The following is an 18239-nucleotide window of genomic DNA, read 5'->3' on the forward strand; positions in this document are numbered from 1 at the left end:
CGGGGTCTGTCTGCATGGCAACGCGCCGGGTGGCGCAAACGTGCCTTGCGCTTGTTCGGATGCCTGCCTAGGCCCTTGATCCGTGATCGATCAATCCGCCTTTCGCGATGCGCTCGGTACTTTTGTCACCGGTGTGACGATCGTGACCGCCTATGATGAGGACGGGCAGCCTTCCGGATTGACGGCGAACAGCTTCAATTCGGTCTCGCTCGACCCGCCGATGGTGCTGTGGAGCCTGTCGCTGGGCAGCCGCAACCTGCCCGTGTTTCGCAATGCGAAGGCATGGGCGGTGCACGTGCTGGCGGCGGACCAGCAGTCGCTTTCCAACCGCTTCGCCAGCCGCGGGGCGGACAAGTTCGGCGATCTCGACTGTGGCGACGGCCCGGAAGGGGCTCCGCGTCTCCAAGGGTGTGCGGCGCGCTTCGGCTGCACCGCCAAGTTCGAATACGAGGGCGGCGATCATGCGATCTTCCTTGGCGAGGTGGTCGATTTCGAGCGGACCAGCGCGGAACCGCTGATCTACCACGGCGGGCGTTATGGCCGGGTCATGCCCGATGGCGAGCCCGCCAGCGATACCGTCAAGGCGCAACTGGTCAGCGACGGCCTGATCGTACAGGGCGGCGAGGGCTGGCGGCTGACCTCCGCAGGCCGCGCCCAGCTGCAGCTTCTGCGACAGATCGAGAGCGGCTGACGCAGCTACAAGTGCAGGCTGCGTGAGCCTCTCGCTGCCGCGGGACTTGTAGATATAAAAATATCTTTATATGTCGGCTCGCGATGCGGACCGAAGCCATCCTGCGCGCGCTTGGCGACACCACCCGGCTGCGGATCATGCGGCTGCTGGGCACGATAGAGCTTGCCGTGGGTGAGCTGTCGCAGGTGCTCCAGCAAAGCCAGCCGCGCGTCTCGCGCCATGCCTCTATCCTGTGTGATGCGGGGCTTGCCGTGCGTCGGCGGGAGGGAAGCTGGATCTATCTGCGCGCCGCGACCGAGGCCGCGCAGGGATCGCCGCTGACGGCGGCGGTGGCCCGGCTGCTCTCCATCGCGGAGCAGGAAGACGCCGAATTCGCCGCGCAGTGCGAAGAGGATCGGGTCCAGCTCGCCGCGATTCGCAACGCCCGCGAGGACAAGGCCGCCGAATGGTTCGAAGCGCATGCCACAGAATGGGACGACCTGCGCCGCCGCCACAGCCCGGACGAAAAGGTCGAAGCCGCGCTGAACCGCGCGCTGGAGGGTGAGCCGCTGGGCGAACTGCTCGACATCGGCACCGGCACCGGGCGGATGGCGGAACTCTTCGTCGAAGGGGCATCGCGGATCGTCGCGCTCGACAAGAGCCTCGAGATGCTGCGGGTGGCGCGGGCCAAGCTGCAGCATCTGCCTGCGGAAAAGGTCGAGCTGGTGCAGGGCGATTTCCTCTCCCTGCCGTTCGACAGCGCGTCGTTCGACACGGTTCTGTTCCACCAGGTGCTGCACTATGCACCCGATCCGCTGGTGCCGCTGCGCGAAGCGGCGCGGGTGCTGCGGCCGGGCGGGCGGATCGCGATCGTCGATTTCGCCGCACACCAGCAGGAAGAACTGCGCGAACGTTTCCAGCATGCCCGCCTCGGCTTCGAAGACGGGCAGCTGGTCGGCGCTCTGGAGCAGACCGGCTTTGCGAGCGAACCTCCGCGCTCGCTCGAAGGCGACACGCTGGAGGTCAGAATCTGGGTCGCCCGGCGCATCGATGCGCTCGGCACCCGCGAAACCACACGAAAGGCGGCACGATGACGGCCGGACCAGGCACCATGTTCGATCCCGCTCGCGAAGCAGATTATCCGACCACCCCGCCGCTGTTCAGCGGACTGCCGGGCGATATCGACGTCAGCTTCGAATTCTTCCCGCCCAAGACCGAGAAGATGGAAGTATCGTTGTGGAATGCGATCGAGGAGCTGAAACCCCTCGATCCCCACTTCGTCTCGGTCACCTATGGTGCGGGTGGCTCGACGCGGGAGCGCACGCACAAGACGGTGGCGCGGATCATCGCCGAAGCGGGGCTGCCGGCCGCTGCGCACCTCACCTGCGTCAACGCTTCGAAGAAGGAAACGCAGCGGATTGCCGAGCACTACTGGGAAGCGGGCGTGCGCCACATCGTGGCGCTGCGCGGTGACATGCCGCGCGAGGACGGCACGCTCGGCCCGTTCGAACCGCATCCTGATGGCTACGCCAATGCCGAAGAGCTGGTGCGCGGGCTGAAAGAGGTCGCCGATTTCGAGATTTCGGTCAGCGCCTATCCCGAATGCCACCCCGACGCGCAGAGCCCGCAGGCGGAGATCGATTACCTGAAGCGCAAGATCGATGCGGGCGCGGACCGCGCGATCACGCAGTTCTTCTTCTCGCCCGAAACATTCTTCGCGTTTCTGGAAAAGACCGACAAGGCGGGTATCGACGTGCCGATCGTGCCCGGCATCCTTCCGATCACCAATGTCGCCAAGGCGCGCGAATTCGCCGGGCAGTGCGGCGCCGAAATTCCGCAGTGGATGGACAATCTTTTCGAAGGGCTCGACCAGCGCCCCGCCGCACGGCAGCTGGTTTCGGCCACGATCGCTGCAGAAATGTGCCGTCGGCTCTACGCGGGCGGAATTCGCCACTATCATTTCTATACGCTCAACCGCGCCGACCTCGCCTACGCGATCTGCCACCTGCTCGGCATGCGGCCCACGGAGAACCCAGCATGACCGACGCCCGCCAGACCTTGATGCAGGAAGCCGCCAAGCGCGTCCTCATATCCGATGGTGCGTTCGGGACGCAGATCCAGAACCGCAAGCTGACCGAGGCGGATTATGCGGGCGATCTAAACCTGCCCGCCGACCAGAAGGGCAATAACGACATCCTCGCGCTCACTCGCCCCGACGTGATCGCCGACATTACCCGCGCCTATCTGGATGCCGGGTCGGATATCGTTTCGACCAACACCTTCTCCGCCAACACGATCAGCCAAGCGGATTACAAGGCGGAAGACAAGGTCGACGCGATCAACGTCGAATCCGCCCGCATCGCGCGCGAACTGGCGGATGAATACGCGGCGAAGGATGGCCGCCCGCGTTTCGTTGCCGGTGCAATCGGGCCGACCAACAAGACCCTGTCGCTCTCGCCCGATGTCGAGGACCCCGGCTATCGCGAGATCACCTTCGATCATCTGGTCGAAGTCTATCGGCAGCAGGCCGCCGGGCTGGTGAAGGGCGGTGCGGACTTCATCCTGATCGAGACCGTGTTCGACACGCTCAACGCCAAGGCGGGCATCTTCGCGGTGAAGAAGCTGGAGCGCGAGCTTGGCCGCGAGGTGCCGATCATGATGAGCATGACGCTGACCGACCTTTCGGGCCGCAACCTGTCGGGCCACACGGTCGAGGCGTTCTGGCACTCGGTTCGCCATGCCAGCCCGGTGACGATCGGGCTCAATTGCAGCTTCGGTGCGGAACAACTGCGCCCGCATGTGCAATTGCTGGCCAAGCTCGCCGATACGCTGGTGATGGTCTATCCCAATGCCGGCCTGCCCAACGAGCTGGGCGAGTACGATGAAGCGCCAGACACCACCGCAGCGCTGGTGAAGGCGTGGGCGGACAAGGGCCAGGTCAACATCCTCGGCGGTTGCTGCGGCTCGACGCCTGAGCATATCGCCGCGATGGCAAAGGCGGTCGTCGGGCTTCCCCCGCGCGAACTGCCCGAGCCGCCCACCGTCATGCGCCTCGCCGGGCTCGAACCCTTCGAGATCGCTGCATGAGCGATGCCGCGTTGGAACGTGTGGTGGTGCGAGAGGCCGACGGCGAGGATGCCGGGCGGCTGGCGCTGGTGTCCGACGCGACCTTCCTCGAAACCTTTGCCGGAATGATTTCGGGCGACGCGCTCGTCACCCATTGCCAGAAGCGCCACGCGCCCGCCTATCTGAGCGGACTGCTCGAAGGCGGGGCGCGGGCCTGGCTGGCCGAGCTGGATTGCGCGCCGATCGGCTATGCCCTGCTCACCGCGCCCGAACTCGACGCCGCGCGCGAGGGGGATGTCGAGCTCAAGAAAATCTACGTTCTGTCACGCTTTCACGGCAGCGGGATCGCGGCCCGCCTGCTGGACGCCGCACTCGCCGGGGCGGCGGGCCATGCGCGCCTGCTGCTGGGCGTGAAGGACGATAATCACCGCGCCATCGGATTCTACACCAAACAGGGATTTCGCCAGATCGGTACGCGTCGTTTCGATGTCGGCGGCACGCTGTACGACGATGTCGTTCTCGCCCGCGATCTGGACCGGACTTAAATCATGACCGAGCAAAATATCGCCAACTTCGTCAATATCGGCGAGCGGACCAATGTGACCGGCTCCGCCCGGTTCAAGAAGCTGATTATGGACGGCGACTACGCGACCGCGGTCGAAGTCGCACGCCAGCAGGTCGAAAACGGCGCGCAGGTGATCGACGTCAACATGGACGAGGGCCTGCTCGACGCGGTTCACGCGATGACCACCTTCCTCAAGCTGATCGGTGCCGAGCCCGATATCGCGCGCGTGCCGGTGATGGTCGACAGCTCGAAGTGGCATGTGATCGAGGCGGGCCTGCAATGCGTCTCGGGTAAGCCGATCGTTAACTCGATCTCGATGAAGGAAGGCGAGGAGGAATTCCTGGCCCACGCGCGTCTGTGCATGGACTACGGCGCGGCCGCCGTGGTGATGGCCTTCGACGAGACCGGCCAGGCGGACACCAAGCAGCGCAAGGTCGAGATCTGCACACGCGCCTACAAGCTGCTGACCGGAATCGGCTTCCCGCCCGAAGACATCATCTTCGATCCCAATATCTTCGCGGTCGCGACGGGGATCGAGGAGCATGATCGCTACGGGCTCGATTTCCTCGAAGCGGTGAAGGAGATCAAGGCCGCGTGCCCGCATGCCAAGACCAGCGGCGGGCTCTCCAACCTCTCCTTCAGCTTCCGCGGCAACGAGGTCGTGCGCCGCGCGATGCACTCGGTCTTCCTCTACCACGCGATCCCTGCCGGGCTCGACATGGCTATCGTCAACGCGGGCCAGATCGACATCTACGACCAGATCGACCCGACTTTGCGCGAAGCGTGCGAGGACGTGATCCTCAACCGCGATGTACCGGGCGAAGAGACCGCGACCGAGCGGCTGATCGCGCTCGCCGAAAGCTACAAGGGCAAAGACCAGAAGGCGGAGAAGGAAGCCGCCGAATGGCGCGGCTGGCCGGTCGAGAAGCGGCTGGAGCACGCGCTGGTCAAAGGCATCGACGCGCATATCGTCGACGATACCGAGGAAATGCGCGCCGCCACCGAAACGGCGGGCGGTCGCCCGATCGAGGTGATCGAAGGCCCGCTGATGGACGGGATGAACGTGGTTGGCGACCTGTTCGGATCGGGCAAGATGTTCCTGCCGCAGGTGGTGAAGTCGGCGCGCGTGATGAAGAAGGCGGTCGCCCATCTGATCCCCTATATCGAGGCGGAGAAGGACAAGCTTCCCGAGGCCGAGCAGAAGACCAAGGGCAAGATCGTGATGGCGACCGTGAAGGGCGACGTCCACGATATCGGCAAGAACATCGTCGGCGTCGTGCTCCAGTGCAACGGCTACGACGTGATCGACTTGGGCGTGATGGTGCCGTGGAGCGACATCCTGAAGGCGGCGAACGACAACAAGGCGGATATCATCGGTCTGTCGGGCCTGATCACCCCCTCGCTCGACGAGATGGTGACCGTCGCGGAGGAAATGCAGGGCGCTGAGATGTCGATCCCGCTGCTGATCGGCGGGGCGACCACCAGCAAGGTGCACACCGCACTCAGGATCGATCCGGCCTATGAAGGCCCGGTGATCCACGTGCTCGACGCAAGCCGCGCGGTCGGGGTGGCGAGCCGCCTGCTGTCCGACACCCAGCGGGATGCCTTCGTCGACGATACGGCGAGCGAATATGTGAAGGTGCGCGAGGCGCGCGAGGGCAAGACCAAGAACCCGCTGTTCACGCTCGAGGAAGCGCGCGCCAACCACTATGATCCGTTCTATTCGGACAAGCCCGCGCCGCCGATGCGGCCGGGCCTGCACGTGTTCGACGACTGGTCGCTGGCGGACCTGCGCGAATATATCGACTGGACGCCGTTCTTCCGCGCGTGGGAACTGCACGGCAACTACCCGAAAATCCTCGACGACGAGGTGGTCGGCGAAACCGCGCGCACGCTGTTCGACGATGCCAACGCGATGCTCGACCGGATCATCGATGAGAAATGGCTGACCGCGCGCGGCGTGTGCGGCTTGTGGCCCTGCGCGCGCGATGGCGACGACATTACGGTCTATCTCGAGCGCAACGAAGAGCATGTTGTGCTCCCGATGCTCCGCCAGCAGATCAAGAAGAGCCGTGATCGCGCGAACATGTGCCTCGCCGACTTCATCGACCCTGCGGGCGACTGGATCGGCGGCTTCGCGGTCGGCATCCACGGGATCGACGAGCCTTCGCGCAAGTTCATCGCGGACAAGGACGACTATTCGGACATCCTGCTCAAGTCGCTCGCCGACCGTTTTGCCGAGGCTTTTGCAGAGCGGCTGCACAAGCATGTCCGCACCGATCTGTGGGGCTATGCGCCCGACGAACAGCTGACCAACGATGCGCTGATCAAGGAAGACTATCGCGGCATTCGCCCAGCGCCGGGCTATCCTGCGTGCCCCGACCACTCGCTCAAGCCGATGCTGTTCGAGTTGCTCGATGCCGAGGCCAATACCGGCCTGACGCTGACCGAGAATTTCGCGATGTGGCCCACGGCGGCCGTCAGCGGATTCTATTTCGGCCACCCGGAAGCGGAGTATTTCGGGGTTGCGCGGATCGGCCGCGACCAGCTGGAAGACTATGCACAGCGCAGAGGCGTGGATATCGCGACCGCCGAACGCTGGCTGCGTCCCAATCTCGATTGACGCACCGCAGCAAATAAAGCACACCGCCAGTCGTTCTCCGCGGAAGCGATTCTGCGGCGGAGCGCGCGGGAGAGATCGTGGAGAGGCTCTGGCCGAACCGCGGCGCCGAAGGAGCAACCGCCCCGGAAACTCTCAGGCAAGGCGAACCGCGCGCGCCGATTGGACACTCTGGAAAGCGTCTCTGGCACTGCCAGCGACCACCGAAGGGGTAAGCTCTCAGGTATTCCGACAGAGGGGGCAGGCGGCAAGGATGCGCACCAACGCGCGTCTTCCCGCAGCTGTCGGATATTGAATGATGAGCGAAGAAGAGACCGAGACCGCGCCGGAAAAGCTGGCTCTCGATGCGTGGCATCGTGCGCATGGCGCGCGCATGGTGCCCTTCGCGGGCTACGAAATGCCGATTCAGTACGAAGGGATCGTGGCCGAACACGATTGGACCCGCGCGCATGCGGGCCTGTTCGACGTGTCGCACATGGGCCAGCTGACTCTCGAAGGCCCCGATGGAGACATTGCCGCGGCGGCAGAGGCGCTGGAAGCCCTCGTCCCCGGACTGGTCAGCAGCCTGAAGCCGGGCCGGATGCGCTATACGCTGCTGCTGGCCGAGGACGGCGGCATTCTCGACGATCTGATGGTGACCAATACCGGGCAGCACGTCGCGCTGGTGGTCAACGGCGCATGCAAGTGGGACGACATCGCCTTTTTGCGTGAGCATTTGCCCGACGACATCACCCTGACCCACCACGAAGACCAGGCGCTGCTCGCGCTGCAGGGCCCTGAAGCGGTCGATGCGCTGGGCGAACTGGTCCCTGCCGCCGCCGAACTCGTGTTCATGACCGCAGGGTTTTACGACTGGAACGGCGTGCCGCTGTGGATCAGCCGCGCGGGCTACACTGGGGAAGACGGGTTCGAGATTTCGGTGCCCGCCGATCACGCGGAAAAGCTCGCCGCGGCGCTGGTCGACGACAAGCGGGTCAAACCAATCGGGCTGGGCGCACGCGATTCACTGCGTCTCGAAGCGGGCCTGCCGCTGTATGGTCACGACCTGACTGCGGAGATCGATCCGGTCACCGCTGAGCTGACCTTTGCGCTGAGCAAGAAGCGGCGCGAGGCGGGTGGCTACCACGGACATGCGCGGATCAGTGGCGCGCTGAGCGATGGTGCGGCGCAAAAGCGTGTCGGCCTCGTGCTCGACGGGCGCCTGCCCGCGCGCGAAGGTTCGGAGATTTTTGCGGGTGACACCCAGGTCGGTACCGTCACCAGCGGCGGCTTCTCGCCCACGCTCGGTCACCCGATCGCGATGGGCTACGTCGATGCTGCCCATGCCGAGATCGATACCGCGCTCGAAGTGCAGGTCCGGAACAAACGCCTGCCTGCGCGCGTCGCGAAAATGCCCTTTGTCCAACACCGCTATTTCCGGGGGAGCTAGCAAATGTCCCGTTACTACACCGAAGATCATGAGTGGATCGAAGTCGAAGGCGAAGCCGCGACGGTCGGCATCACCGACTATGCGCAGGAACAGCTGGGCGACATCGTGTTCGTCGAACTGCCCGACGAAGGCGCTGAGCTTGAAAAGAGCAAGGACGCGGCCGTCGTCGAATCCGTGAAGGCGGCGAGCGATGTCTACGCGCCGATCACCGGCACCGTGATCGAAGTGAACTCCGCGCTCGAAGAAGACCCCGCGCTGGTCAACTCCTCTCCCGAGGAAGACGGCTGGTTCTTCAAGCTGACCATCGCCGACGAGAGCGAGCTCGAAGGCCTGATGGACGAAGCCGCCTACAAGAGTTTCGTCGAGGGTCTTTGATGCTGCGCGGCGTCACTCTTCTGGCGGGCGCCGCCTTGCTGAGTGGGTGTGCGTTTTCAGTCCCCAGCGATGCGATGTCCGTGGAAGAGGTCATTGCCAATATCGAGGCGTTCGATGGAAAGGACGTCACTGTCCACGGATGGCTCGGCCGTTGCAGTGGGTATGACTGTGGCCTGTTCGTGTCGGTTGAAGACGCCGAGATGGTTGAGAATGGTGAGACCGGTTCAGACGAGTGGCTGGCCGCGTTCGACCGAAGTTTACGTATTGGCGGAGGGAGTGCTTTCGATGCTCTCGCTAGCACAATGCAATTTCGTGAAGTCGTGATTGAGGGTCGGGCTAGCAGCGAGTGTTTCCAACCCAACACTTTCTGCTTCGATCGCGCGAGCGACATCGAGCCGAGTTCAATTCGTAGAGTTCTATAAAGCGGAAGCTATACAATGCGCTACCTCCCTCTGACCGATGCCGACCGTGGCGAAATGCTCGCGAAGGTCGGCGCGTCCAGCATCGACGACCTGTTCGTCGATGTGCCCGAACACGCTCGGCTCAAAGGCCCGATCGAGGGCCTGCCGATGCATGCCAGCGAGATGGCGGTGGAGCGGCACATGCGTGCGCTCTCCGGCAAGAACCTCGCGGCGGGCGATGCGCCCTTCTTCCTGGGTGCGGGGGCCTATCGCCACCATGTGCCCGCAAGCGTCGATCACATCATCCAGCGCGGCGAGTTCCTGACGGCCTACACGCCATATCAGCCTGAGATCGCGCAGGGCACGCTGCAGATGCTGTTCGAGTTCCAGACGCAGGTCGCGCGGCTCTATGGCTGCGCGGTCGCCAATGCGTCGATGTACGATGGCTCGACCGCGTGCTGGGAAGCGATCGCGATGGCGGGGCGAATCGCGCGCGGCAGTCGCAAGAAGGTCGTCCTCTCGGGCGCGCTGCACCCGCATTACGCCGAGGTCGTGCGGACCATGGCGAAGTTCACCGAGGACGAGATCGCCGACGCGCAGCCGACCTTGCAGGGCTCGCCCGATCTCGACGGGCTGATAGGCCGGATCGACGAGGATACTTCGTGCGTCGTCGTGCAGTACCCTGATATTCTCGGGCGTCTCTCCGACCTCGAAAAGATCAGCGAAGCCGCGCATGCCAAGGGCGCGCTGGTGATCGCTGTGAACCTTGAGCCGGTCGCGCTGGGCGCGGTGAAGTCGCCCGGCGAAATGGGCGCGGATATCGTCGTCGGCGAAGGTCAGTCGATTGGCGTCGGCCTCCAGTTCGGCGGGCCCTATCTGGGCCTGTTCGCGGTGCGCGACCCCAAGCATGTCCGCATGATGCCCGGCCGCCTGTGCGGCGAGACGCAGGATGCCGAGGGCAAACGCGGTTTCGTGCTGACGCTTTCGACGCGCGAGCAGCACATCCGGCGCGAGAAGGCGACCAGCAATATCTGCACCAACAGCGGGCTGTGCGCGCTGGCGTTCAATGTCCACATGAGCCTGCTGGGGGAGAAGGGCCTGCGCCAGCTCGCGGCGGAGAACCACCGGCTTGCGTGCCTTGCAGCGGACAAGCTGGCGGCTGTGCCCGGCGTCACCGTGCTCAACGACAGCTTCTTCAACGAATTCACGCTCATGATCGGGCAGGATGCACGCAAGGTCGTCCGCAAGCTGGCCGATCAGGGCATCCTCGCGGGCGTCTCGCTCGGTCGGCTCTTCCCGGCCAATGATGCCCTGTCCGAAGGCCTGCTCGTCACGCTCACCGAAACCACCAGCGAGGAGGATATCGAGACCCTCTGCGCTGCCCTGAAGGAGGTGCTGGCATGAACGCGCCCAACAAGTCCGGCTGGAAGCCCAGCGCGCCGCTCGCTGGCGATACCGAAAGCGCCACCTTCACCGGCAACCGTGCGTTGATGCTCGAAGAGCCGCTGATCTTCGAGATCGGCCATATCGAGACCACCGGCGTCGACCTCCCCGAACCGCAGGCCGATGCGCCCAGCCGCCTCGGTGGGCTTGAGCGCACCGACACGATCGGCCTGCCCGGCCTGTCCGAGCCCGAATGCTTGCGGCACTACACGCGGCTCAGCCGGCAGAACTATGCGATCGACCTCGGGCTCTTCCCGCTCGGCAGCTGCACGATGAAGCACAATCCGCGGCTGAACGAAAAGGTCGCGCGGATGCCCGGCTTTGCCGACGTCCACCCGCTGCAGCCGGTCGATACGGTCCGCGGCGCGCTCGAAGTCGTCAGCGAGCTGGCCAACTGGCTGATCACGCTGACCGGCATGCACTCGGTCGCGATGAGCCCCAAGGCGGGCGCGCATGGCGAGCTGTGCGGCATCCTGTGCATCCGCGCCGCCCTCGAAGCGCGCGGCGATGCACGCAAGGTCGTGCTGGTGCCCGAAAGCGCGCACGGCACCAACCCCGCCACTGCCGCCTTCGCTGGCTATGAGGTGGAGGATATTCCGGCGACCGCAGAGGGCCGCGTCGATCTGGAGAAGCTCAAGGCGCGGCTCGGCCCCGATGTGGCGGCGGTGATGATCACCAACCCCAACACCTGCGGGCTGTTCGAGCGGGACATGAAGGCGATCTCCGACGCAGTCCACGCGGCGGGCGGCTTCGTCTATTGCGACGGCGCGAATTTCAACGCGATCGTCGGCAAGGTGCGTCCCGGCGACCTCGGCGTCGATGCGATGCACATCAACCTGCACAAGACCTTCTCCACCCCGCACGGCGGCGGCGGGCCCGGCTCCGGCCCTGTGGTGCTGTCCGAAGCGCTCTCGCCCTACGCCCCGCTGCCCTTCACCGCGCGCGACGCGGACGGCACGGTGCATCTGGTCGAGGAAGAGAACGCGCACGAGTTCGGCCATTCGGACGCCTTCGGGCGGATGACCGCGTTCCACGGGCAGATGGGCATGTTCACCCGCGCGCTCGCCTACATCCTCAGCCACGGGGCGGACGGGCTGGCGCAGGTCGCGGAAGACGCGGTCCTCAACGCCAACTACATCCTGCGCTCGCTGGAAGACTTGCTCCACGCACCTTTCGGGGAGAGCGGGCCGTGCATGCACGAGGCGCTGTTCGGCGATCAGGGCTTTGCCGAGGGGCTCTCGACGCTCGATCTGGCGAAGGCGCTGATCGACGAGGGCTATCACCCGATGACGATGTACTTCCCGCTGGTGGTCCATGGCGCGATGCTGATCGAACCGACCGAGACCGAGAGCAAGGTGGGCCTCGACCAGTTCATCGGCGCCCTGCGCTCCGTGGTGGAGCGGGCGAAGGCGGGCGACGAGAGCCTGAAGGCCGCGCCCTATTTCGCGCCGCGCAGGCGGCTCGACGAAACGCAGGCGGCACGCAAGCCGATCCTGGCGTGGGAAGGCGAACTGGCCCCCGCAGGCAAGCCGGTGCCGAGCGAGATCGGCGGGCAGTAGAACCCGCGCGGCATGAAGATCGTCTTCAGCCGCAAGGGGTTCGACAGCGGATCGGGCGGGGGCTCCTCGCCCATCGTCGATGGCAAGCCGATCAGCCTGCCGATTCCCGATACCAAGGGGATCGCAAGGACGACATACGGCGACCTGGGGCTGGGTGACCATGCCGCACGGGCGAGCAGGGGCGCGTACGGCGTGCACAGCCTGTGCCATCACGATCCGCTGTTCACCGGCGATGGCCGATGCCTGTTCGGGCAGGTCGGCGCGGCGCAGACGCATCTCGCCAATCACGGCGTGGGGCGAGGCGACGTGTTCGTGTTCTTCGGGCGGTTTGCGGGGGAGGGGCACGGGCCGCATCACCGCATCTTCGGATACCTTGAAGTCGAGCAGGTGATCGACCTGACCGCGTGCGACGAAGCGGAGCGTGCCGAGTATGCGGCGCTCGGTCATCCCCACGCGCTGGGCCTGCATGGGCCGAACGATACGCTCTATGTCGGGCCGGGGCGGATGGCGGGCAGGGGGTCCGATGCCCTACGACTGACGGCGCCGGGAGAAGCGCTCAGCCGCTGGGTACGGCTTAAGTGGCTGCGGCGCGGTGACCTCTCCTACCACGATGCGCAGTGGCGCTGGGCCGAGCGCAATCGCCTGATCGCGGTCAGCCGGGGACAGGAATTTGTGGCGGATGTGGGACGCCGCAAGGCTCCGCGCGAATGGCTCGCGCGGGTGATTGATGAGATTCAGTCATAGTTCGTCATTGCGAGGAGACGCAGTCGACGAAGCAATCCATGGACCGGCCCGCGAGGCGGTTAGCTTTGGCCATGGATTGCCGCGCGGCTTCGCCGCTCGCAATGACGAAAGCCAGCTTACTTGTAGGTCTTGATGATCGCCGAGAAATCGAGGCCGTCATTGCCCGCGCCCGAGAAATCCTCGTACAGGCTCGCCGCGCGTGCGCCCAGCGGCACGCCCGCGTCGACCTCCTCCGCCGCCGCCATCGCGAGGCGCAGGTCCTTCAGCATCAGCGCAGTCGCGAAGCCGCCCTGGTAGTCCTTGTCCGCCGGGCTCTCGACGCCCACGCCCGGTAGCGGGGTATAGGCATTGAGCGACCAGCAATACCCGCTCGACTGCGAGCTGATCTCGTAGAACTTCTGCGGATCGAGGCCGAGTTTCTTAGCCATCTGCATCGCTTCGGACACGCCGATCATCGAAATCGCGAGCAGCATGTTGTTGCAGATCTTGGCGGTCTGGCCCGCGCCCGCATCGCCCGCATGGATCACCGCTTTGCCCATGCCTTCGAGGATCGGCTTGGCCGCCGCGAAAGCTTCTTCGGTGCCGCCGACCATGAAGGTCAGCGTGCCGCCATCTGCTGCTGCGATCCCTCCGGAAACCGGTGCGTCGACCATCTTGTAGCCCTTGGTGGTGGCCATTTCGGTCACTTCCTTGGCGGTGGCGACATCGATGGTCGAGCAGTCGAGCAGCGCCGCACCCTCGGGTGCATGGCCGATCACGGCGTCGGAATAGACCGACTTCACGATCCCGCCATTGGGCAGCATCGAGACCACCGCATCGGCATCTTCTACCGCCCATTTTGGTTCAGAGAAAGTGGTGCAGCCAGCATCATCGGCCTTCTGCCTCGCCTCCGCACTCACATCGAAGGCGAGCACGTTGTGCCCCGCCTTGACCAAGTTCGCGGCCATCCCGCCGCCCATGTTGCCGAGGCCGATAAAGGCGATTTTCATAGCATCTCTCCAATTTCCCTCTCCCCGTGCGGGGAGAGGATACGCAGGCTTGCGAGCCCGCTCGCTAGCCGAAGTTCGAGAGGGGTGATCTGTCTCCTTCGAGACTGGTAGACCCCTCTCCCAACCCTCTCCCCTAAAGGGGAGAGGGCTCAATGGATCACCGCCCCTTCCACTGCCCGTCGCGTTTCTCGATGAAGGCTTTCATGCCCTCGGCCTTGTCCTCACTCGCGGTGAGGATCTGGAACAGGCGGCGTTCGTGGAGCACGCCCTGGCCGAGGAAAGTCTCGTAGGCGGCGTTGACCATTTCCTTGTTCACCATCGCGGCCATTGGTGGCATTCCGGCGATGGTGGCTGCGGTGGTTCGCGCTTCGTCCATCAGCGTGTCATGCGGCACGACGCGTGCAACGAGACCGCTGCGTTCGGCTTCCTCGGCGTCCATCATCCGGCCGGTCAGGCACATTTCCATCGCCTTGGCCTTGCCGACCGCGCGGGTGAGACGCTGCGATCCGCCCATGCCCGGCGCGACGCCCAGCTTGATCTCGGGCTGGCCGAATTTGGCCTTGTCGCTCGCGATGATGAAGTCGGCCATCATCGCAAGCTCGCACCCGCCGCCGAGCGCGAAGCCGTTGACCGCCGCGATCCACGGCTTGCGCACCGCCTCGACGATGTGGCTGGTCCACTTGGCGAAGAAGTCAGCCAAGTAGAAATCCGCCGCGTCCTTCTCGCTCATCTCCTTGATGTCCGCGCCCGCGGCGAAGGCCTTGTCGCCAGAGCCGGTCAGGATCGCGCACCGCTGGCTGTCGTCGTTCTGATAGGCGGTGAAGGCGTCGATCAGCTCGTCGAGCACCACGCTGGAAAGCGCATTGAGCGCCTGCGGGCGGTTGAGCGTGATGGTGGTGACGGCACCGTCGGTCTGCGTGGTGATGGTTTCGTAGGGCATTCAGGGCTCCTCAAATTCGTCACCCTGAACTTGTTTCAGGGTCCAGTCTTCGATCCGTACCGTCTGCCCGCGAGGCGGGCTGGATGCTGAAACGAGTTCAGCATGACGGTCTTGTCAAAGGATCAGCTCAGCGGCGTCCACTCCTCGCTCTCGGGCAGGGCAGCGAAGATCGCCTCGATCTGTTCGTCGGTTACGCCTTGGGGCGTGGCGGGGTTCCACTGCGGGTCGCCCGTCTTGTCGACGATCAACGCGCGGACCCCTTCGGCAAAATCGTGGCTGACGAGCACGCGGCTGCCGATGCGGTATTCCATCCGCATCTCGTCGGCGAAGCTGCCCAGCGTCAGGCTGTCCGCCAGCTGGCGCAGCGCGACCTTGCAGCTTTGCGGGCTCTTGGCGCGCAGCGTCTTGAGTTCCTTCGCGGCCCAGTCGGAATCGTCGGCTTCGAGCGCCGCGAGGATCTTCTCCAGCGTGCGGCCCGCGAACAGGCGATCGATATTCTCGCGATTGGCGAGGATGCGCGCTTCGGGCGGGGTCTCGGATGCCTCGTCGAGGATCGCCTGGATATTGGCCGGATCGTCGACGATCGCGGCCTTCAGCCGGGCGAGGTTCTCGCTCGCGATGTAGTGCGTGGCGAGTCCGACCGCATGGCACTCCGCACCATCGAGCCGCGCGCCGGTGAGCGCGAGGAATTGCCCGATGCGACCGGGCAGGCGGCTGAGATACCAGCCGCCGCCGACATCGGGAAACAGGCCGATGCCCGTCTCGGGCATGGCAAACTTGGTGTTCTCGGTTGCCACGCGGAACGCTGCAGGCTGGCTGATGCCCACGCCGCCGCCCATCGTGATCCCGTCCATGAAGGCGACCACCGGCTTGGTGTAGGTGAACAGCTGGTGGTTGAGCTGGTACTCGGCGTGGAAGAACTCGCGGCCCGTCTTGCCCTCGTCGTTCAGCGCCGAGTTGCGCAGCATCGCGATATCGCCGCCCGCGCAGAAGCCGCGCCCTTCGGCATGGTCGATCATCACCGCCGCGATACCATCGTGGCTGGCCCACTCGGTCAGCGCATCGGCCATCGCGACGCACATCTCGGTCGTCAGCGCATGGATCGCCTTGGGGCGGTTGAGCGAGATATGGCCCACGTTCTGGTGGGTGTGGATGTTGAGCTGGTCGGTCATGCAACTGGACTTTCGTCGTTCGGTGTTCGGGCCCCCTCGGGTGGATAGAGACGCCAAGCGATCAGCCAATACGTGGCACCCGTCATCGCTGTCGCAGCGATCCACGGCCAAAGACCATCAACGCTGAAGTTCATGGAGGGGTTCAACAGAAGGGTAATGAGGAAGAGTACGAGGGGGCCTGCAAGGACGAAAAACCACCAACGCCCAAACTTCCAAAATTCAGAGGCAGCAATGACAATTGCAGCTCCGGGAATGGCAAAAAGAACGCCAAAAAAATACATTAAAGCAAATAGATTTGGAAGCGCCGCCATCGAATGCTGATCGACGAAAGCGAGCCAGACGGCCATCCCGAAGGCCCCCACCACTCCGGCGGTGAGGCACGCCCCGATGATGGTCAGCAACCGGCTCACTGCCGCAGCAGATCCCGGCCCACGATCATGCGCATCACCTGGTTGGTGCCTTCGAGGATCGAGTGCACGCGCAGGTCGCGCCAGTAGCGTTCGATCGGGTAATCCTTGAGATAGCCGTAGCCGCCGAACAGCTGCAGCGCGTCGTTGACGACCTTGCTGCCATTGTCGGTCGCCAGCCGCTTCGCCATCGCGGAGAAGCGCGACTTGTCGGGCGCGTTGTCGGTGACCTTGGCCGCCGCGAGATAGAGCAGCGCGCGCGCCGCCTCCAGATCGGTCGCCATGTCGGCGAGCATGAACTGCGTGTTCTGGAAGTCGGCAATCTGCTGATCGAACTGCTGGCGTTCCTTGGTGTACTTCACCGCCTCGTCGAGGCAGCGCTGCGCCCCGCCGAGCGAGCAGGCGCCGATGTTCAGCCGTCCGCCGTCGAGCCCCATCATCGCGAAGCGGAAGCCTTCGCCTTCGTCGCCCACGCGGTTCTCCACCGGCACGCGCGCATCTTCGAAGATGACCTGCGCGGTCGGGCTGGCGTTCCAGCCGAGCTTTTTCTCGGGCGCGCCGAAGCTGACGCCGGGCGTATCCTTGTCGACCACCAGGCAGGTAATGCCCTTGGTCTTGTGATCGCCCGTGCGGACCATCGTGACGTAGACATCGTTCACGCCGCCGCCGGAGATGAACTGCTTGGTGCCGTTGAGCACATAGTGGTCGCCATCCAGTACGGCTTGCGTCTTGAGCCCCGCCGCGTCCGATCCGCTGCCCGGTTCGGTGAGGCAGTAGGAGGCGAGCTTTTCCATCGTCACCAGCTGGGGAAGGTACTTCTCTTTCACGCCTTCGCCGCCGAAGCGGTCGATCATCCAGCTCGCCATGTTGTGGATCGAGATGAACGCGCTGGTGGTGGGGCAGCCATAGGCCATCGCCTCCATGATCAGCGCCGCTTCGAGCCGGCCGAGGCCGATCCCGCCGCTCTCCTCGCTGACGTAGATCGCGCCGAAGCCGAGCTCGGCAGTCTGCTTGATCGTGTCGACGGGGAAGTGGTGATCCTCGTCCCACTTGCCCGCATGGGGCGTGATGTTGTCGGCGGTGAACCGCTGCGCCATGTCCTGGATCGCGAGCTGGTCGTCTGAAAGCTGGAATTGTCCGGTCATGGGAGGCGACCTAGCCCCCCGGACGCGGATAGAAAAGGGGACAAAACGCTAGGGCGGGCTGCGATCAGGGTGCGCTGGAGCCGCGATCCGCCGGGCAGCGTTTGCGCATCGTGATGCGATCGGGGTAGCTTGACGCGGTGACGGCCAGCCGCTCCCGCCCGCCGACCAGCCGCATCGAGTAGTCTTCTTCCCAGCGCTCGCCTTCGCCTTCCATCGCCAGCGACACCACCAGCCCATCCCGGGTGCGGCGCACCGCGGTGACCTCGCCCCGCGATTCGTAGAAGCCGATGCTGCCCGGGCGCACCATCATGCGCAGGTCGGAGTCGGGCGCGCAGCTACCCTCGACGCCATCCCATTCGCCCAGATAACTCGCCGGAATCGCGGTCAGCGCAGCGCGGTTGCGCGCGACATCGTCTGCCGGGACATTGGGCAGGGTGTAGAGCGTCGGTTCGGAAGAGGGCGCAGGCGAGGGTGGAGTTGGGGGTGTGGTCGAGTGCGGGGGCGAAGCGCTGGTCGAGGCGCTTTCCACGGCTGTCGGCGTTGCATCGCCTGTCGGTGCGCGCGCGGTCGGTTCGGATGTGGTGGTCGACGGGGCGCGCTCGCCTGACACCGCCACATCGCCGGCAGCGTCCTCGCCCGGTTCCGGCTGCGCCTCCCCGTTCCTGCCGTCGCAGCCGACCAGCACGATCAGCATCGCGGTAGCAGGCATGATCC

General features: G+C 64.9%; 18 protein-coding genes and 2 riboswitches. Of the genes, 12 read left to right on the forward strand and 6 right to left on the reverse strand.

Annotated elements, in window-relative coordinates; genetic code table 11:
- The first annotated feature begins 82 nt into the window (after positions 1 to 82).
- The 12 genes from K7H93_RS09010 to K7H93_RS09065 all read left to right on the forward strand — a co-directional run bounded on the left by K7H93_RS09010 (position 83) and on the right by K7H93_RS09065 (position 12872).
- Entirely contained in the window at positions 83 to 691 is a 609-nt protein-coding gene (locus K7H93_RS09010; RefSeq protein WP_230783340.1) for a flavin reductase family protein, read from the forward strand.
- 83 nt (positions 692 to 774) lie between these two features.
- Positions 775 to 1764, forward strand: coding sequence for an ArsR/SmtB family transcription factor (locus tag K7H93_RS09015; RefSeq protein ID WP_230783341.1), 990 nt, complete (start codon positions 775 to 777; stop codon positions 1762 to 1764).
- Positions 1761 to 2711 carry a methylenetetrahydrofolate reductase [NAD(P)H] gene (metF, locus tag K7H93_RS09020; protein ID WP_420840380.1) on the forward strand — a complete coding sequence of 317 codons (951 nt, stop codon included), beginning with the start codon at positions 1761 to 1763 and terminating at the stop codon, positions 2709 to 2711. The genes K7H93_RS09015 and metF overlap by 4 nt, the downstream gene beginning before the upstream one ends.
- On the forward strand, positions 2708 to 3757 hold the full coding sequence (locus K7H93_RS09025; protein WP_230783342.1) for a homocysteine S-methyltransferase family protein: 1050 nt from the start codon (positions 2708 to 2710) through the stop codon (positions 3755 to 3757). Before metF ends, K7H93_RS09025 begins: the two co-directional genes overlap by 4 nt.
- Positions 3754 to 4281, forward strand: coding sequence for a GNAT family N-acetyltransferase (locus tag K7H93_RS09030; protein WP_230783343.1), 528 nt, complete (start codon positions 3754 to 3756; stop codon positions 4279 to 4281). Before K7H93_RS09025 ends, K7H93_RS09030 begins: the two co-directional genes overlap by 4 nt.
- Positions 4282 to 4284: 3 nt before the next feature.
- Positions 4285 to 6924: a methionine synthase gene (gene metH / locus K7H93_RS09035; RefSeq protein WP_230783344.1), complete on the forward strand. Its 2640-nt coding sequence runs from the start codon at positions 4285 to 4287 to the stop codon at positions 6922 to 6924.
- Between the two features lie 56 nt (positions 6925 to 6980).
- Positions 6981 to 7083, forward strand: a riboswitch (glycine riboswitch).
- A riboswitch (glycine riboswitch) is annotated at positions 7084 to 7166 on the forward strand.
- 53 nt (positions 7167 to 7219) lie between these two features.
- Positions 7220 to 8350, forward strand: coding sequence for a glycine cleavage system aminomethyltransferase GcvT (gcvT, locus tag K7H93_RS09040; RefSeq protein ID WP_230783762.1), 1131 nt, complete (start codon positions 7220 to 7222; stop codon positions 8348 to 8350).
- A gap of 3 nt (positions 8351 to 8353) precedes the next feature.
- A complete protein-coding gene (gcvH, locus tag K7H93_RS09045) occupies positions 8354 to 8725 on the forward strand; it encodes a glycine cleavage system protein GcvH (protein WP_010235657.1) in 372 nt (123 codons plus the stop codon).
- Positions 8722 to 9147, forward strand: coding sequence for a hypothetical protein (locus K7H93_RS09050; protein WP_230783345.1), 426 nt, complete (start codon positions 8722 to 8724; stop codon positions 9145 to 9147). The genes gcvH and K7H93_RS09050 overlap by 4 nt, the downstream gene beginning before the upstream one ends.
- A gap of 15 nt (positions 9148 to 9162) precedes the next feature.
- Positions 9163 to 10530, forward strand: a complete 1368-nt coding sequence (gcvPA, locus tag K7H93_RS09055) for an aminomethyl-transferring glycine dehydrogenase subunit GcvPA (RefSeq protein ID WP_230783346.1) — start codon at positions 9163 to 9165, stop codon at positions 10528 to 10530.
- A complete protein-coding gene (gcvPB, locus tag K7H93_RS09060; protein ID WP_230783347.1) occupies positions 10527 to 12128 on the forward strand; it encodes an aminomethyl-transferring glycine dehydrogenase subunit GcvPB in 1602 nt (533 codons plus the stop codon). Before gcvPA ends, gcvPB begins: the two co-directional genes overlap by 4 nt.
- 12 nt (positions 12129 to 12140) lie before the next feature.
- Positions 12141 to 12872 (forward strand): Nmad3 family putative nucleotide modification protein, encoded by a 732-nt coding sequence (locus K7H93_RS09065; RefSeq protein ID WP_230783348.1) that lies wholly within the window; start codon positions 12141 to 12143, stop codon positions 12870 to 12872.
- Positions 12873 to 12988: 116 nt separating this feature from the next.
- On the opposite strand, the gene mmsB is transcribed toward K7H93_RS09065, so the two are convergent.
- The 6 genes from mmsB to K7H93_RS09095 form a co-directional block, all read right to left on the reverse strand.
- Positions 12989 to 14014 carry a 3-hydroxyisobutyrate dehydrogenase gene (gene mmsB, locus K7H93_RS09070; protein WP_269060178.1) on the reverse strand — a complete coding sequence of 342 codons (1026 nt, stop codon included), beginning with the start codon at positions 14012 to 14014 and terminating at the stop codon, positions 12989 to 12991.
- Between the two features lie 4 nt (positions 14015 to 14018).
- Positions 14019 to 14801, reverse strand: coding sequence for an enoyl-CoA hydratase-related protein (locus K7H93_RS09075; protein ID WP_230783350.1), 783 nt, complete (start codon positions 14799 to 14801; stop codon positions 14019 to 14021).
- A 122-nt stretch (positions 14802 to 14923) separates the two neighbouring features.
- Positions 14924 to 15973, reverse strand: a complete 1050-nt coding sequence (locus K7H93_RS09080) for an enoyl-CoA hydratase/isomerase family protein (RefSeq protein ID WP_230783351.1) — start codon at positions 15971 to 15973, stop codon at positions 14924 to 14926.
- A complete protein-coding gene (locus tag K7H93_RS09085) occupies positions 15970 to 16374 on the reverse strand; it encodes a hypothetical protein (RefSeq protein ID WP_230783352.1) in 405 nt (134 codons plus the stop codon). Before K7H93_RS09085 ends, K7H93_RS09080 begins: the two co-directional genes overlap by 4 nt.
- 5 nt (positions 16375 to 16379) lie before the next feature.
- On the reverse strand, positions 16380 to 17525 hold the full coding sequence (locus K7H93_RS09090) for an acyl-CoA dehydrogenase family protein (protein WP_230783353.1): 1146 nt from the start codon (positions 17523 to 17525) through the stop codon (positions 16380 to 16382).
- A 64-nt stretch (positions 17526 to 17589) separates the two neighbouring features.
- Positions 17590 to 18234 carry a hypothetical protein gene (locus K7H93_RS09095; RefSeq protein WP_230783354.1) on the reverse strand — a complete coding sequence of 215 codons (645 nt, stop codon included), beginning with the start codon at positions 18232 to 18234 and terminating at the stop codon, positions 17590 to 17592.
- Positions 18235 to 18239: the final 5 nt, after the last annotated feature.

Source organism: Citromicrobium bathyomarinum (assembly GCF_021021475.1).
In the GTDB taxonomy this organism is placed as follows: domain Bacteria; phylum Pseudomonadota; class Alphaproteobacteria; order Sphingomonadales; family Sphingomonadaceae; genus Alteriqipengyuania; species Alteriqipengyuania bathyomarina.

What these genes read in the sequence shown, in the direction of transcription:
- K7H93_RS09015 (WP_230783341.1), top strand. Translation starts at nt 775, where the DNA reads ATGCGGACCGAAGCCATCCTGCGCGCGCTTGGCGACACCACCCGGCTG.
- metF (WP_420840380.1), top strand. Translation starts at nt 1,761, where the DNA reads ATGACGGCCGGACCAGGCACCATGTTCGATCCCGCTCGCGAAGCAGAT.
- K7H93_RS09025 (WP_230783342.1), top strand. Translation starts at nt 2,708, where the DNA reads ATGACCGACGCCCGCCAGACCTTGATGCAGGAAGCCGCCAAGCGCGTC.
- K7H93_RS09030 (WP_230783343.1), top strand. Translation starts at nt 3,754, where the DNA reads ATGAGCGATGCCGCGTTGGAACGTGTGGTGGTGCGAGAGGCCGACGGC.
- metH (WP_230783344.1), top strand. Translation starts at nt 4,285, where the DNA reads ATGACCGAGCAAAATATCGCCAACTTCGTCAATATCGGCGAGCGGACC.
- gcvT (WP_230783762.1), top strand. Translation starts at nt 7,220, where the DNA reads ATGAGCGAAGAAGAGACCGAGACCGCGCCGGAAAAGCTGGCTCTCGAT.
- gcvH (WP_010235657.1), top strand. Translation starts at nt 8,354, where the DNA reads ATGTCCCGTTACTACACCGAAGATCATGAGTGGATCGAAGTCGAAGGC.
- gcvPA (WP_230783346.1), top strand. Translation starts at nt 9,163, where the DNA reads ATGCGCTACCTCCCTCTGACCGATGCCGACCGTGGCGAAATGCTCGCG.
- gcvPB (WP_230783347.1), top strand. Translation starts at nt 10,527, where the DNA reads ATGAACGCGCCCAACAAGTCCGGCTGGAAGCCCAGCGCGCCGCTCGCT.
- K7H93_RS09065 (WP_230783348.1), top strand. Translation starts at nt 12,141, where the DNA reads ATGAAGATCGTCTTCAGCCGCAAGGGGTTCGACAGCGGATCGGGCGGG.
- K7H93_RS09075 (WP_230783350.1), bottom strand. Translation starts at nt 14,801, where the DNA reads ATGCCCTACGAAACCATCACCACGCAGACCGACGGTGCCGTCACCACC.
- K7H93_RS09080 (WP_230783351.1), bottom strand. Translation starts at nt 15,973, where the DNA reads ATGACCGACCAGCTCAACATCCACACCCACCAGAACGTGGGCCATATC.
- K7H93_RS09090 (WP_230783353.1), bottom strand. Translation starts at nt 17,525, where the DNA reads ATGACCGGACAATTCCAGCTTTCAGACGACCAGCTCGCGATCCAGGAC.
- K7H93_RS09095 (WP_230783354.1), bottom strand. Translation starts at nt 18,234, where the DNA reads ATGCCTGCTACCGCGATGCTGATCGTGCTGGTCGGCTGCGACGGCAGG.